The organism is Sphingomicrobium arenosum (assembly GCF_026157085.1).
Taxonomy (GTDB): Bacteria; Pseudomonadota; Alphaproteobacteria; order Sphingomonadales; family Sphingomonadaceae; genus Sphingomicrobium; species Sphingomicrobium arenosum.
The window spans coordinates 1,518,282-1,532,050 of record NZ_JANPVN010000001.1 but is presented as its reverse complement, the minus strand read 5'-3'; the positions used below and the strand labels follow the sequence as shown (position 1 = coordinate 1,532,050).

Sequence of the window (13,769 nt, the reverse complement as noted above, 5' to 3'; positions counted from 1 at the left end):
GCACGCTCGCGGACAGCGATCAGTCAGCTTGGGCAGGGCATGAACGCGGCCATGCGACAACATCCCACCAGATCACGGCGCGCATCGCGTGCCCTCACCGCCGCGCTCGCGCTGCTGCTCGCCGGGACCGCCGCGCCCGCCTTGGCGGCGGCGCAGGCCAGCCCCGTCGACGAGCTGACCGGGCATCTGACCCAACTCGACAGCAATCCGCGCGATCTTGCCGCGCTCGTCGGCGCGGGCGAAGCGGCGCTGGCCATCGGCGACCTGCCGAGTGCGGCGGGCTTTTTCGGGCGCGCCGCCGAGGTCAGCCCGGACGACCCCCGCGTCTTGATGGGACAGGGCGCGGTCGCGGTGCAGATGAACGACCCGGCGCTCGCGATGCAATATTTCGCGGCGGCGCAGGGGCGCGGCGGCAGCGCGGTCCAGATGGGGGCGAGCCGCGGGCTGGCCCACGACCTGCTCGGCCAGACGCGCGAGGCCGAGGCCGACTATCGCGCCGCCATGGCAGGCCCGCGCGCCAATGACGCGCGGCGGCGTCTCGCGCTCAACCTCGCCATGGGCGGGGATCGCACCGCCGCCATGGCGCTCCTCAACCCGCTCATTGCCGACGGCGATCCGGCGGCATTGAGAGCGCGCGCCTTCGTGCTCGCGCTCACCGGCGATATCGACAATGCCCGCCGCGCCATCGAGGCGGCGATGCCCGGCTCGGGCGCGGCGATCGACCCCTTCCTGCGCCGCCTGCCGAGCCTGACCGCGCCGCAAAAGGCCGCCGCCGTGCATCTTGGCGTGTTCCCGACAGGCAATGCGATGGCCGCCGCGACGCCCACGCCCGCGCCGCCACCCGCCCGTGTCCCCGAACCGGTTCGCGTGGCGAGCGCCGACTCTCGCCCTAATCCCCCGGCCGCGCCGTCCCAGGCGCGGGTCGAGCCGACAGCGCGAACCGAGGTTCGCCGCGACGTGGCCGGGACCCCTTCGACCCCAGGTGAACAAGTCCGTCCTCGGGACGACCGACCGATCGAGGTCGTACGCGTCGAGGACGATCGTTATGCGACGCGCAGCGGGCTGGTCGCGCCCGGCGCCATCCGCGCTCGTCCCACGACCCGCCGCACCGCGCGTGCGCAGGAGGAAGAGGAGGCGTCTTTGCCCCCGCCGCCGCCCGCCCCGAGCCCGATCGTCGCGCAGCCGCAGGCCGCGCCGACGTCGGCCCCCGACACGACCACGGTCGCCGCAGCCCAGCAGGACGCGCCCCGCCTTGCCGGCCTCGATGCGACGCTCCGCCGGGTTCCCGCCGACACGCGCAATGTGCGGGCCGCCGCCCCGCCGCCACCGCCACAGCCCAAATATGACGCACCGCCGCCCCCCACGCCCAAGGTCGAGACCGCGCGCCCGGCACCGCGCCCCACGCCCGCCGCGCCCGACATCGGGGTCGAGGGCAGCTGGTTCGTCCAGCTCGCGGGATCGGACAATCGCGGGGCGATGGATTACGAATGGCGCCGGCTGAAGCGCAAGGCGCTCGGCACGTTGTCCGACCATGAGCCGCTGCTGACGCGCGGGGTGGATTTTCACCGCTTGCTCGTCGGGCCGTTCGCGGGCAGGAGCGAGGCGCAGGCCTTGGTCAACACCCTCAAGGCCGAGGGGGTCGACAGCTACGCTTGGCGGCGCGATCCCGCGCAGCTTCGCATCGACCCGCTTTAGGAGAAGAAAGTCTTGCTCGACCCGCGCCTGAGGAGCGATCCCCACCAGTCCCGCGGTCGATTGCATGACGAGGACGATCGCGGCCCGCGTGGGCCCCGCGATGCCTTCCAGCGCGACCGCGACCGGATCATCCATTCGGTCGCCTTTCGCCGCCTGCGCCACAAGACGCAGGTGTTCGTCGCGCCCGACGGCGATCATTACCGTGTCCGCCTGACCCACAGCCTCGAGGTCGCTCAGATCGGCCGCGCCATGGCGCGTACGCTGGGTTTGAACGAGGATCTCACCGAAGCGCTGTGCCTCGCTCACGACCTCGGTCATCCGCCCTTCGGCCATGCCGGGGAGGACGCGCTCGAGGCCGCCGTCGCACATGCCGGCGGCTTCGATCACAACGGCCACAGCCTGCGCATCCTGACGCTGCTCGAATGCCCCTATCCCGGCCATGACGGGCTCAACCTGTCGTGGGAGACGCTCGAAGGGCTGGCCAAGCATAACGGCCCGGTGAGCGCGCCGGGCTGGGCGCTCGCCAAGGTCGATGTGGACCATGGGTTGGAGCTGTCGAGCCACGCCAGTCTCGAGGCGCAGCTGGCCGCCATCGCCGACGACATTGCCTATGACAATCACGACGTGGACGATGGCCTGCGCGCCGGGATCCTCGACCTCCAAGCCCTGCTCGAGGTGCCGATCGTCGCGCGGCACTGGCGCGCGATCGAGGCGCGGCATCCGGGGCTCGATCCCGACCGCAAGCGCGCCGCGCTGGTGCGCGACATGATCGGCACGATGGTCGGCGACGTGCTCGCCGAAACGCGTGCACGGATCACGGCGTCGGGGGTCGGGAATGTCGATGAAGTGCGCGCCGCCGGGCGCACGCTTGTCGGCTTCAGCCCCGCGATGGCGGCCGAGGAACGCGCGCTGAAGAAATATCTCTACGCCAACCTCTATGACAGCGACCCGCTCCAGCCGATCCGGCGCGGGGCCAAGAATGTGGTCACCGGGCTTGCGCAGGTGCTGATCGAGCGCCCCGACCTCCTGCCCGCCGGATGGGTGCGCGGCGAGGGCGAAACGGCGCACCTGCGCGGCATGACCGACTATATCGCCGGCATGACCGACCCCTTCGCCATCGCGCGGCACGAACAATGGGTCGGGCCGGTCGACCTCGAAGCGAAATTTTAGGACTGTTGGTCGAAGAGGGCGGGACGATCGCGGCGCTCGATCTTAGGAGTGGCCACATTCCTTCACCTCACGGAGACCATCACCCATGTTCGCGTCCACGCTCGCCTTCGCCCTTGCCGCCGCCTCGCAGGACGACAGCACGGGCGGATGGCGCTTCGAGTTCGATTCGCGCGGCTATTGGGAGCGACCGCTCGACGGCAATTATTCCAACCAGGTCGAGCGCTGGAACAATAGCGAGGTGAAATTCCGCCTCGATCTCGGCACGGGCGGCAGCTACCCCGCCACCTGCCACTGGGCGGCCGAGGCGCCCTTCTGCAAGAATTACAGCGAATATGTGGACGGCCACATCGCCCATTTCCGCATCGAGGAGAAGCTGGAGAATGGCCCCGAGGGGCGGTTCCTCCATGTCTATGTCCCGCTCGACGGGATTGACTACAGCCTCGATGTCTTCGCCGATTGCAACAGCCAGACGGCATGCGATTATCTCATCCAGGACCTGCGCGACATTCGCATCATCGCGCCGGGTGGTTGAGGCTGGTACGGGCGGCGGCGCGCCCTATATCTAGCCGATGAACGACATTTCGGACCCGCAACGCATTGCGCTGATCGGCGCCACCGGGCTCATCGGCTCGCACCTTGCGCCGTTGCTCAAGGGGCAGAAACTGCTCAGCCTCGCGCGGCGCGCCAGCCTCGGGCAGGCGCCGGGCTGGTGCGAGAAGGTCGGGCCGATGGAGCGCTGGCCCGCCATGCTCGAGGAAGAGACGGTGGATGTCGCGGTGGCGACCATCGGCACGACCTGGGCCAAGGTCGGCAATTGGGAGGATTTCGACCGCATCGACCGCCACGCGGTGGTCAATTTCGCGCGCGCTGCAAGGACGGCGGGCGCGCGCCAGCTGATCGTCGTTTCCTCCTCCATGGCGGATCGTGACAGCAAGAGCCGCTATCTCGTCATCAAGGGGCAGATGGAAGCCGATGTGGCGAGCCTCGGGTTCGAGCGTGTCGACATCATGCGCCCCGGCCTCTTGCGCGGCGAGCGCGGCAAGGAACGGCGCCTCAAGGAGCGGCTCGGCATCCTCCTCTCGCCCCTCGTCAATCGCTTCGTGCCGGACAAGGTCCGCGCCATCGACGGCGAGACGGTGGCGCAGGCCATGGCGCAGCTGGTCGGTCGGCCGGGCTCCGGGGTCACCGTGCATCACAATGCCGAGATCCGCGCGCTGGCGGCGGCAGCGGGGGAGACGCGCGCATGATGCGGCCCTTCATTCCCAAGGCACCCGTCGTCATGGGCGCCATCACCGGCACCTTCGCGGGCAGCCTCGCCATGGCGGCGATCACGCTGGCGCTGGGCGGGAGGATCGATCTCGCCTTTATCGCGCCGCTGGTGCTCTTGAGCGCCGCGCTGGTCCCCGTCTCGGCCTTCGCCATCGCGCTGTTCGGCTATCCCGCCGCCAATGCGGTCGGCGCGGCATGGCGCGAAAAATGGGTCTGGGTCGCCGCCGTGATCATGGGCGCGCTGGCGGGCTGGATGGTGCGCATCGCGCTGATGGCGGTGCTCGCGGGCGGCACGTTCGGCGTGGCGGGCAATTGGGCGGTCGACCCGGGGCCGGTCTATGGCGCCTGCGTCGGCTTTGCCTATTGGCTGTTCGAGCGCGACTGGCGGGTGCGCGACGCGGCGCGCCGCGCGGCGGAAGGTCCGGGCGAGGACATCCCGACACCCGAGGAATTCGCCCGCCTGCCCTAGCGCGCGGCTGTACCGCAACGGGACAAAATCGCCCCTACCCCTTGGCGCGAAATGTTAACTTCTGTTATACCATGGCCCCTCAACAGCGGGGAGTCGCGGGACATGTCGATGATGATGTTGGCCGCCATGGCGCTAATGGCAGCGGACGGCGAGGGCGAACCGCCTTCGGGCATGCGCATCGTCACGCCGCCCAACCTGTCGGCGCCGAGCCTCACCGCCGCCCCTCAACCGATCATCGCGCCCGCCGCCGCCTTCAGCATGAGCGCGGCCGCCGCCATCGGCGCGCAATGGGGGGTGGTCACCTCGACCTATCGCAGCCCCGCGCACAACGCCCGCGTCGGCGGGGTGCCCAACAGCTATCACCTGCGCAACCGCGCCATCGACATCGCGCGCCGTCCGGGCGTGCGCCATCACCAGATCGCGGCGGCCTATCGCGCCGCCGGCTATGTGCTGATCGAGAGCCTCGATGAGGGCGACCATTCGCATTTCGCCTTCGCCGACCGCGCCGCTTCCCCGGCGCGCCCGGTGGCGCAGATCGTCAGCACCGGCGAGGATGCGGGGCGCTGGCGCCTCGTCTTCGCTCCCAAGCGCGACTGAGCGCCAAGCGCGGGCTTTTATCCGCAGGGCGGGCGCGCTAGAGGCTGGGCGCAACTACTCCCCTTTCTCGCGGATTGAACATTCATGTCGCTCTACGCCCGTTTCCAGGACAAGCTCCTCGCCATTCTCGCCGACCTCCAGAAGGAGGGCGTGCTGCCCGAAGGCATCGCCACCCGTGCGGTCGCGGTCGAACCGCCGCGCGACCCCTCGCATGGCGATCTTGCCACCAATGCGGCGATGGTGCTGGCCAAGCCCGCAGGCACCAATCCGCGCGCGCTCGCCGGCGAGATCGCGCCGCGCCTCGAAGCCTTGGAAGGCGTCACCGCCGCCGAGATCGCCGGACCGGGCTTCATCAACCTGCGCCTCGATCCTGCCGTGTGGGACGAGGAACTGGAAAGCATCATCGCGCAAGGCGGCGACTATGGCCGCGCGCCCGCGGGCGATGAAGCGCGTACCGTCAACGTCGAATATGTCAGCGCCAATCCGACCGGCCCGATGCACATGGGGCACAGCCGCGGCGCGGTGGTCGGCGATGCGCTCTCCAGCCTCCTCGAATGGGCGGGCAACAAGGTGGTGCGCGAATATTATGTCAACGATGCCGGCGCGCAGGTCGACACGCTCGCTCGCTCGGCGCACCTCAGGTATCGCGAGGCCTTGGGCGAGGATGTCGGCGCGATCCCCGAGGGGCTCTATCCGGGCGACTATCTGGTGCCCGTCGGCGCGGCGCTCAAGGACGAATTTGGTGAACGCTATGTCGGCAAGGACGAGGCCGAGTGGCTTCCCGTCTTCAAGCCCTTCGTCGTTGCGCGCATGATGGACATGATCCGCGCCGACCTCGCGCGGCTCGGCATCCACCACGATCTCTTCTCCTCGGAGGCCGAATTGCAGGCATCGGGCAAGGTCGACGAAGCGATGGAAACGCTGCGCGCCAAGGGGCTCGTCTACGAAGGCGTGCTCGAAGCGCCCAAGGGCGAGACGCCCGAGGATTGGGAACCCGTCGAACTGACCCTGTTCCGCTCGACCCAGTTCGGCGACGATCAGGATCGCCCGATGAAGAAGTCGGACGGCAGCTGGACCTATTTCGGCGCCGATGCCGCCTACCATTATCAGAAGAGCCAGGACGCCGATCACCTCGTCAACATCTGGGGCGCCGATCATGCCGGGACGGTCAAGCGCATCCAGTCTGCGGTGACCGCGCTCACCGGCGGCGACAAGGGGCTCGACGTCAAGCTCGTCCAGATGGTCCGCCTGTTCCGCGACGGCGAGCCGGTGAAGATGTCCAAGCGCTCGGGCAATTTCGTCACGCTCGCCGAGATGGTCGAGGAAGTCGGCAAGGACGTGGTGCGCTTCATGATGCTCACCCGCAAGGCCGACGCGCCCTTGGATTTCGATTTCGCCAAGGTCACCGAGGCGTCCAAGGAAAACCCCGTCTTCTACGTCCAATATGCCCATGCCCGCATCGCCAGCCTCGGACGCAAGGCGGCCGAGGCGGGGCTGGACAAGGGCGAGGCCGACCTGTCGCTGCTCGACGAGGTCGAACGCGGTCTCGTCCGCCAAGCCGCGCAATTCCCGCGCGTCGTGAAGCTCGCCGCCGATGCCTATGAACCCCATCGCATCGCTTTCTATCTCTACGACCTCGCCGCCGCCTTCCACGCCGGGTGGAACCGCGGCAACGACGATCCGGGCAAGCGCTTCCTCCTCGAGGACCAGCCTGAATTGTCGCGTGCGCGGCTGGAACTGGCGCGCGGGATCGGGCAGGTGTTGAAGAACGGCCTTGCCATCATGGGCGTCGAGGCCGCCGAGGAGATGCGTTGATGTCGGACGAAGAACGGCTTCCCTGGCTCGAGGCGGTCGAGGACCAGGAAGCGCCCAAGGCGATTTCGGCGACCAAGATCGCGGTCGGCGCGGGACTGGTCGTGGCCGGGCTCGCCGCGGTGGGCGTCACCACCTTCATGATCGGCCGCGAGGATGCGGGCGGCGCGCCGGTGCTCATCGAGGCGCCCGAGGAACCCTATAAGACACGCCCCGACGATCCGGGCGGGCTCGACCTGTCGGAAGACAGCGGCACGGCCCATGCGACCAGTGTTGGCGAAGACCCCGACGCGCAGCTCGACACCTCCAAACTTCGCGACGACACGCCCCGCATCGCGGTCGCGCCCGAACCAGAGCCCGCGCCAGCGCCGGCGCCGACACCCGCGCGGCCGGACTCGGCGCCGACCCCGACCCCGGCGGCGAGTGGTCCGCTCGTCCAGCTCGGTGCCTATTCGACCCGCGCCAAGGCGGAGACCGGCTGGGCGCTCCTGTCCTCGCGCTTCCCCGAGGTGGCGGCGCTGACCAAGGTGATCCAGGAAGCCACCGTCAACGGCAACACCGTCTATCGCCTGCGCGCGCGGGCGGCGGACGCAGGCACGGCACGCTCGGCCTGTAACGCGCTTGACGCGGCGGGCGAGGCCTGCGTCATCGTCAACTGATGCAAGCGGTCATCTACGGCCTGTCGGGCCCCACCCTCACGCGCGAAGAAAAGACCTTCTTCAAGGACGCTAACCCTGCGGGCTACATCCTGTTCGGGCGCAACGTCGAGACCCCCGCGCAGGTGCGCGCGCTGACCGACGAGCTGCGCTCGCTCCACGGGCGCGACAAGCTGCCGATCCTGATCGACCAGGAAGGCGGGCGCGTGGCGCGGATGCGCCCGCCCGAATTCCCGGCCTTCCCCGCGATGGAGCCCTTCGCGCGCCTCTACGACAGCGCACCCTCCTCGGCGATCGAGGCGGCGCGGGTCAATGCGCGCGCCATCGGCCTTTTGCTCAAGGATTGCGGGGTCAGCGTCGATGCGCTCCCCGTGCTCGACGTGCGCCAGAAGGGTGCCGACCCCATCGTCGGCGATCGTTCGCTCGGCGATGAACCGATGAAGGTCGCCGCCTTGGGCCGGGCCGTGATCGACGGGCTCCATTCGGCAGGCGTCGTCTCGATCATCAAGCATATCCCCGGCCATGGCCGCGCGCTCGTCGACAGCCACAAGGACCGCCCCACCGTCACCGCCACCGGCCTCGAACTCGATGTGGATCTCCAGCCCTTCGAGACGCTGTCCTGGGCGCCGATGGGGATGATCGCGCATATCGTCTACGAAGCGTGGGACCCCGACCATATCGCCAGCCAGTCGAGCCTCGTCATCCAGGACATCGTGCGCGGGCGCATCGGTTTCGATGGCTGGCTGATGAGCGATGACCTCAACATGGCGGCGATGGAAGGCTCGGTCGCCGAGCGCGCCATCGGCGTCATCTATGCGGGCTGCGACGTGGCGCTGCATTGTTCGGGCAAGATGGACGAGATGGTCTCGGTCGCCGAGGTCATCCCCGATCTTACCGACGCGGGCCGCCGCCGCATGGATGCGGCGATGGAGATCGCCGCCGACGACGACCCGATGGACATGGCCGAGGCCATCGCCAAGCGCGACGAACTGCTCCGCCTCGCGTAACCCTCCTCGCGTCATCCCAGCGAAGGCTGGGATCCATGCCGTTGCGCAAAGTCTCCAAGACCTGGGCCCCAGCCTGCGCTGGGGCGACGATCGCTTGTGTGACGATCGATTTACGCTACGCTCATCCCCATGGGGGACGTCGTCTTGCATCCAAGGATCGAGGAAGAGGGGCTGACGCTCCACCTCGAACATTGGGAAGGCCCGCTCGACCTTCTCCTCGACCTCGCTCGCGGGCAGAAGGTCGACCTCATCGAAATCTCGATCCTCGAACTGGTCGAACAATTCATCGCCTATATCGAGCGCGCCAAGGCGCTGCAGCTCGAGGTGGCGGCCGATTATCTCGTCATGGCGGCGTGGCTGGCTTACCTAAAAAGCTGCCTCCTCCTACCCAAGGATCCCGAGGTCGACCCCAGCCCCGAGGAGCTGGCATGGCGGCTGCAACAACGGCTGATGCGCCTCGATGCGATGCGCGAGGCAGGGGCACGGCTGCTGGGCCGCGACCGGGTCGGGCGCGACGTCTTCCTGCGCGGCGCACCAGAGGGCCTGCGGGTACATCGCAAGTCGAACTGGCAAGTCAGCGCCTATGACCTCTTCGCCGCTTATGGCCAGGTCCGCGCCCGCACCCAGCCGGCCATGCACGTCGTGCATGATCGCAAGGTCATGACGCTCGAGACCGCGATGGAGCGGCTGCAATCCATGCTCGGCTTCGCGGTCGAATGGACCGATCTCACCAAATTCCTCCCCAAGAGCGGCGACAAGGCGTTCCTGAAAAGCGCGCTCGCCTCCTCCTTCCTCGCCAGCCTCGAACTGGCGCGCACGGGGATGATCGAACTGGAGCAGGAAGAGGCTTTCGGGGCGGTGAAGGTGAAGCGGGGCCGATGATGGACGATTTCGCGCGCAAGGTGGAGGCGGTGCTGTTCGCCTCCGACGAACCGCTCAATGCCGAGCAGATCGCCGACCATGCGGGCGAGGGCGACGTGAAGGCCGCGCTGGCGAGCCTCGCGGCGCATTACGAGGGCCGCGGCATCGCATTGGTCGAGCGCGGCAAGCGCTGGCATTTCCAGACGGCGGGCGACCTTGCGCACCTCCTGCGCCGCACCCGCGAGGAGCCGCGCAAATTGTCGCGCGCAGGCACCGAATGCCTCGCCATCATCGCCTATCATGAACCCGTCACCCGCGCCGAGATCGAGGCCATCCGGGGCGTGCAGATTTCCAAGGGCACCCTGGACGTGTTGATGGAAGCAGGCTGGGTGCGCACCGCAGGGCGCCGCGAGGTGCCGGGCCGCCCGCTCCAATATGCCACGACGCGCGACTTTCTCACCCACTTCGGCCTGGAAAGCCGCCGCGACCTGCCGGGGCTGGAAGATCTGAAGGCCGCCGGGCTGCTCGATCCGCTTGACGAGGAAGCGCTCGAACTGGCGCTGTCGGCCAAAGATGGGGACGATGAAGACGACGATGACGAGGATGAGGTGGCACTGGACGACGAAGACGTCTAAACCGCCCCTGAAACAACTTTTCTTCGGAGTCTTCCCATGGGCAATATCGGGCTTCCCGGCCTTCTCATCCTTGCCTTCATCATCCTGCTCCTGTTCGGGCGCGGGCGCTTTTCCAGCCTGATGGGCGATGTCGCGCAGGGGTTGAAGAGCTTCAAGAAGGGCATGGCCGAAGAGGAGGAGGCCAAGCGCCCTGCCGAACCGCGCCAGCTGCCGCGCGAGGACCAGACCATCGAGGCCGAGGTGAAGCGCGACCGCGAACAGGACAAGCCCGCGGGCTGAGCCGACCATGTTCGGCATTGGCGGCATCGAAATCCTCATCGTCGGGGTGATGGCGCTGCTCGTCGTCGGCCCCAAGGAGCTGCCCGGGCTGATGCGGATCATCGGCCGCGGGGTCGGCAAGGCGCGCGCCTATGCGCGCCACTTCACCGCCGGGATCGACAATATCGTCCGCGAGGCCGAGCTCGAGGAGATGGAGAAGCAGTGGAAGCGCCAGAATGAGGAGATCATGAAGCGCTTCCCCGCCGATCTCTATGACGAACAACCGCCGCTGGCGGGCGAGCAGGACGTCCCCCGCGAGGGCGATGCGACACCGCCAAGGCCCGACGGGGACGAACGCGCGTGAAGGATATCGACGACACCAAGATGCCGCTCCTCGACCATCTCGTGGAGCTGCGCAAACGGCTTCTGTGGGTGGTGGCGACGCTCGGGATCGCCTTCATCGCCTGCTTCTATGTCGCCAAGCCCATTTTCGCCGTGCTGGTCCAGCCTTTGCTCGACGCGGGGCAGGGGCGCCTCATCTTCACCGATATCTTCGAGGCCTTTTTCGTCGAGGTGAAGGTGGCGCTGTTCGCCGCGCTGATGATCACCTTCCCGATGCTCGCGGTGCAACTCTGGCGCTTCGTCGCGCCGGGGCTCTATGCCAAGGAGAAAAAGGCGTTCCTGCCCTTCCTCCTGATGACGCCGCTCTTCTTCGCCATGGGGGCGAGCTTCGCCTATGTCGTCGCCATGCCGATCGCGCTCGATTTCCTCCTGGGCTATGAGGGCAGTGTCGGCGGGGTCGAGACCGAGGCGCTGCCGGGCATCGGCAATTACCTGTCCTTCTCGACCAAGTTCCTGTTCGGCTTCGGGGTCGCCTTCCTGCTGCCGATCCTGCTGATGATCCTCGAGCGCGCCGGGCTGGTGACGCGCGAACAGCTGGCCAAGGGGCGGCGCTACATGATCGTCGCCGCCTTCTTCATCGCTGCCGTCCTGACCCCGCCCGATGCGGTCAGCCAGATCATCCTCGCGGTACCCCTGATCCTGCTCTACGAATTCGCGCTGGTCGCGATCCGGCTCACCCATTGGCGCCGCGCACGGGCAGGGGGCGTCAAGGCGAACGAGGACACCGCCGACGCCGAGGCCTGATCGCCGCCGCCGCGATGCCATCCCGACACGCCTCTCCGACAACGCCTGTTACGCGCCGTCGCGTCCCGCGTGGCGCACGTGTATCGGCTCGGCCAAGCTGCTCGGCCTGTCGGTTCCGCTCATCGGTTCTGGAAGGAAAGGGCCCCGCTGGACAAATGAGGGCCCGGAAACGCCACCGGGGGGGGGGAGGGTTGGCGGTTCCGGGCCCACTTGAGTGGATAGCGAGAGCGGGGGGGGCAAAAGGTCACTATCCATGGTACACAACGCCCCTTGTGGGGGCGGGTTCCTGTCCCGGATCACTTTTTTTCAAATAAAATTTAACGGCCTGATCAGGCGTCATTTTCTTCCGGGAAAACCGGCAATTCGACCGAGTAGCCACCGAGTTTTTTGTCGAGCGGCGAGCGCAATTGGCGGCTCAAGCCATCGACGATCCGCTCGAACTGGACATGGCGCGGTTCGTCCCCGCCGGCGCCGACCAGCGCCTCGCTCGCGACCGACAGCCGCGCGGTCAATTCGCTCGTCCGGCGCAGCGAGATCTCGACCTCGACCGCATCGCGCAGGATCGCATATTCGACCACCTCGGTGATGAAGAAGGCGGCCGAGACGGCGGCGTCCTGCGTCGTGGCCGCACCGTCGAGATCGAGGTTCATGGCGAGTTGCGCATTGGGGGCCGACGCGCGCAGGCTCGCGGCGAGCTCGGTCACCAGCGGACGCAGCTGGATGCCCCGGCTCTCCTCGATCTCGGCGAAATGGTTGCGGTGGACGACGCTCAACGCCTCGACGCGGCGGCCGATGCCGGCATAGGCCTCGCGCGCTTCATCGCCGCTCGCGCCGCGCGAATGGATGTTGAGCAGGCTGGCGACGACCTGAAGGTTGTTCTTCACCCGGTGATGCACCTCGCGCACCAATTTGCGCTGCCCCTCGATCGCCTGGAGGAGATCCTTCTCGCCCTCCTCGATCCGCGCGACGGTGGCGGAAAAGCTCTCGCCCAATTCGCGAATCTCGCGCGCGGGGCCGAGCTTTTCGGGCGGGGTGAAATCATGCGTCTCGACGTCATAATCGCGCACCGCGCGGTTGAGGCGCCTGAGCGGCTTCATGAAGAGCAGGTGGACCAGCGCCCAGGACAGGATGGCGGCGAGCGCCCACATCAGCACCGGCAGAAAGATGTTGAGCCGGTCGCGCACGTCGATGTCGACATAATCCGACGCGACGAGCGCGGTGAGCTTGCGATCGACCAGCGCGAAGGACAGTTCCTCGTGGCGCGTCCCCGGCGGCCTGGTCGCGGCGGGTTCGATCAGGACGAGGCTGCGGCTGCCGTCCTCGAGGGTGAAGCCGTCCACATCGCTGGTCGCAGCGGCGATGGCTTCGGCCAGTTCCTTCGAGGTGATCATGCCGGTCGCGCTCGCGCCCGGGATGCCGACGCGCAGCAACAGGCCCTCGCGTGCCGGATCGACCCATAGTTCGACCCGCCCGTTGGCGACGGGATCCATCTCGGCAAGTCCCTCGAGGTCGAGATTGCCGCAATCCACGGCGCCATCGCCCCCGGTGATCGAGAATCGCCGCGCCACGGCCGGCGCGACCGACAGCGCATCGCGCGCCACCGCGCACGGATCGCGCTCGTCCACCGCCAGCGCGCCATAGGCCGACACGCGCAGCGCCAGCGCGTTGCGCGCGATCAGCGTCTCGACCGAGCGCGCCGCGGACAGCATCTCGCCCTGGGCGTCACCGAGGACCGCGCGGCGCGTGTCGGCCAGTTCGGCGGAGGTGGTGTAGACCGTCAGCGCGCCGATCGGAAGCAACGCCACGGCGATGGCGATGACCAGCTTCGTCGGGGTGGAGAGCGAACGGAAGAGGCGCTCGATGGCGGTCATGGCGCGGTCGCGCGTCAGTCCAGCTTGCCGAGCAAGTCGCGCAGATCGTCGGGAATGTCCTCGCGCAGCGTCTCGTCGTAGACGGACTTGAGCGCCCGACCGAGATTGTCGTCGCGGCCCTTGCGCGCGGCGCCCTTGGCCGGCTTGGCGGTGTCCTCGCTCTTCTTGTCAGAAGCTGCGTTCTTGTCGGTGCCGCTCAAGCCTTCATCCCCTTCGCGCGGATTGTCTCGCGCCATAACGTCATACTCCCAAACGCCCTTCTTCCCGCTTGGGGAGGTGGGATCGCCCGACGCGCTCACGCCGGAAAATCGCCGAGGCCGATT

16 protein-coding genes are annotated in these 13,769 nt (G+C 68.0%); 14 read left to right on the top strand and 2 right to left on the bottom strand.

What is annotated here, in order from left to right; all coding sequences use genetic code 11:
• Positions 1-51 precede the first annotated feature (51 nt).
• From NUW51_RS07775 to tatC, 14 genes are all read left to right on the top strand, one after another.
• Positions 52-1,695 carry an SPOR domain-containing protein gene (locus NUW51_RS07775; protein ID WP_265564352.1) on the top strand — a complete coding sequence of 548 codons (1,644 nt, stop codon included), beginning with the start codon at positions 52-54 and terminating at the stop codon, positions 1,693-1,695.
• Positions 1,696-1,707: 12 nt separating this feature from the next.
• Positions 1,708-2,865 carry a deoxyguanosinetriphosphate triphosphohydrolase gene (locus NUW51_RS07770; RefSeq protein ID WP_265564351.1) on the top strand — a complete coding sequence of 386 codons (1,158 nt, stop codon included), beginning with the start codon at positions 1,708-1,710 and terminating at the stop codon, positions 2,863-2,865.
• Between the two features lie 85 nt (positions 2,866-2,950).
• Positions 2,951-3,397: a hypothetical protein gene (locus tag NUW51_RS07765; protein WP_265564349.1), complete on the top strand. Its 447-nt coding sequence runs from the start codon at positions 2,951-2,953 to the stop codon at positions 3,395-3,397.
• A 37-nt stretch (positions 3,398-3,434) separates the two neighbouring features.
• The gene (locus NUW51_RS07760; protein ID WP_265564347.1) at positions 3,435-4,112 is read left to right on the top strand and encodes an NAD-dependent epimerase/dehydratase family protein; all 678 of its coding nucleotides are present in this window, start codon (positions 3,435-3,437) and stop codon (positions 4,110-4,112) included.
• A complete protein-coding gene (locus tag NUW51_RS07755; RefSeq protein ID WP_265564345.1) occupies positions 4,109-4,603 on the top strand; it encodes a hypothetical protein in 495 nt (164 codons plus the stop codon). The genes NUW51_RS07760 and NUW51_RS07755 overlap by 4 nt, the downstream gene beginning before the upstream one ends.
• A 102-nt stretch (positions 4,604-4,705) precedes the next feature.
• A complete protein-coding gene (locus tag NUW51_RS07750) occupies positions 4,706-5,200 on the top strand; it encodes a D-Ala-D-Ala carboxypeptidase family metallohydrolase (protein WP_265564343.1) in 495 nt (164 codons plus the stop codon).
• Between the two features lie 84 nt (positions 5,201-5,284).
• On the top strand, positions 5,285-7,015 hold the full coding sequence (argS, locus tag NUW51_RS07745; protein ID WP_265564341.1) for an arginine--tRNA ligase: 1,731 nt from the start codon (positions 5,285-5,287) through the stop codon (positions 7,013-7,015).
• On the top strand, positions 7,015-7,671 hold the full coding sequence (locus NUW51_RS07740; RefSeq protein WP_265564339.1) for an SPOR domain-containing protein: 657 nt from the start codon (positions 7,015-7,017) through the stop codon (positions 7,669-7,671). Before argS ends, NUW51_RS07740 begins: the two co-directional genes overlap by 1 nt.
• The gene (gene nagZ, locus NUW51_RS07735; protein ID WP_265564337.1) at positions 7,671-8,675 is read left to right on the top strand and encodes a beta-N-acetylhexosaminidase; all 1,005 of its coding nucleotides are present in this window, start codon (positions 7,671-7,673) and stop codon (positions 8,673-8,675) included. Before NUW51_RS07740 ends, nagZ begins: the two co-directional genes overlap by 1 nt.
• Positions 8,676-8,804: 129 nt before the next feature.
• Positions 8,805-9,557: a segregation and condensation protein A gene (locus NUW51_RS07730; RefSeq protein ID WP_407696332.1), complete on the top strand. Its 753-nt coding sequence runs from the start codon at positions 8,805-8,807 to the stop codon at positions 9,555-9,557.
• Entirely contained in the window at positions 9,557-10,171 is a 615-nt protein-coding gene (scpB, locus tag NUW51_RS07725) for an SMC-Scp complex subunit ScpB (protein WP_407696354.1), read from the top strand. Before NUW51_RS07730 ends, scpB begins: the two co-directional genes overlap by 1 nt.
• 36 nt (positions 10,172-10,207) lie before the next feature.
• A complete protein-coding gene (locus NUW51_RS07720) occupies positions 10,208-10,450 on the top strand; it encodes a twin-arginine translocase TatA/TatE family subunit (RefSeq protein ID WP_265564331.1) in 243 nt (80 codons plus the stop codon).
• 7 nt (positions 10,451-10,457) lie between these two features.
• Positions 10,458-10,793: a Sec-independent protein translocase subunit TatA/TatB gene (locus NUW51_RS07715; RefSeq protein ID WP_265564330.1), complete on the top strand. Its 336-nt coding sequence runs from the start codon at positions 10,458-10,460 to the stop codon at positions 10,791-10,793.
• Positions 10,790-11,575 carry a twin-arginine translocase subunit TatC gene (gene tatC, locus NUW51_RS07710; RefSeq protein WP_407696331.1) on the top strand — a complete coding sequence of 262 codons (786 nt, stop codon included), beginning with the start codon at positions 10,790-10,792 and terminating at the stop codon, positions 11,573-11,575. The genes NUW51_RS07715 and tatC overlap by 4 nt, the downstream gene beginning before the upstream one ends.
• Positions 11,576-11,904: 329 nt before the next feature.
• Here tatC and NUW51_RS07705 read toward each other — a convergent pair whose 3' ends face one another.
• Both NUW51_RS07705 and NUW51_RS07700 read right to left on the bottom strand, forming a co-directional pair.
• A complete protein-coding gene (locus NUW51_RS07705) occupies positions 11,905-13,446 on the bottom strand; it encodes a sensor histidine kinase (protein WP_265564328.1) in 1,542 nt (513 codons plus the stop codon).
• Between the two features lie 14 nt (positions 13,447-13,460).
• Complete coding sequence (locus tag NUW51_RS07700) at positions 13,461-13,646, bottom strand: NepR family anti-sigma factor (protein WP_265564326.1); 186 nt, start codon at positions 13,644-13,646, stop codon at positions 13,461-13,463.
• Between the last annotated feature and the right edge of the window lie 123 nt (positions 13,647-13,769).

What these genes read in the sequence shown, in the direction of transcription:
- NUW51_RS07775 (WP_265564352.1), top strand. Translation starts at nt 52, where the DNA reads ATGCGACAACATCCCACCAGATCACGGCGCGCATCGCGTGCCCTCACC.
- NUW51_RS07765 (WP_265564349.1), top strand. Translation starts at nt 2,951, where the DNA reads ATGTTCGCGTCCACGCTCGCCTTCGCCCTTGCCGCCGCCTCGCAGGAC.
- NUW51_RS07760 (WP_265564347.1), top strand. Translation starts at nt 3,435, where the DNA reads ATGAACGACATTTCGGACCCGCAACGCATTGCGCTGATCGGCGCCACC.
- NUW51_RS07755 (WP_265564345.1), top strand. Translation starts at nt 4,109, where the DNA reads ATGATGCGGCCCTTCATTCCCAAGGCACCCGTCGTCATGGGCGCCATC.
- NUW51_RS07750 (WP_265564343.1), top strand. Translation starts at nt 4,706, where the DNA reads ATGTCGATGATGATGTTGGCCGCCATGGCGCTAATGGCAGCGGACGGC.
- argS (WP_265564341.1), top strand. Translation starts at nt 5,285, where the DNA reads ATGTCGCTCTACGCCCGTTTCCAGGACAAGCTCCTCGCCATTCTCGCC.
- NUW51_RS07740 (WP_265564339.1), top strand. Translation starts at nt 7,015, where the DNA reads ATGTCGGACGAAGAACGGCTTCCCTGGCTCGAGGCGGTCGAGGACCAG.
- nagZ (WP_265564337.1), top strand. Translation starts at nt 7,671, where the DNA reads ATGCAAGCGGTCATCTACGGCCTGTCGGGCCCCACCCTCACGCGCGAA.
- NUW51_RS07730 (WP_407696332.1), top strand. Translation starts at nt 8,805, where the DNA reads ATGGGGGACGTCGTCTTGCATCCAAGGATCGAGGAAGAGGGGCTGACG.
- scpB (WP_407696354.1), top strand. Translation starts at nt 9,557, where the DNA reads ATGGACGATTTCGCGCGCAAGGTGGAGGCGGTGCTGTTCGCCTCCGAC.
- NUW51_RS07720 (WP_265564331.1), top strand. Translation starts at nt 10,208, where the DNA reads ATGGGCAATATCGGGCTTCCCGGCCTTCTCATCCTTGCCTTCATCATC.
- NUW51_RS07715 (WP_265564330.1), top strand. Translation starts at nt 10,458, where the DNA reads ATGTTCGGCATTGGCGGCATCGAAATCCTCATCGTCGGGGTGATGGCG.
- NUW51_RS07705 (WP_265564328.1), bottom strand. Translation starts at nt 13,446, where the DNA reads ATGACCGCCATCGAGCGCCTCTTCCGTTCGCTCTCCACCCCGACGAAG.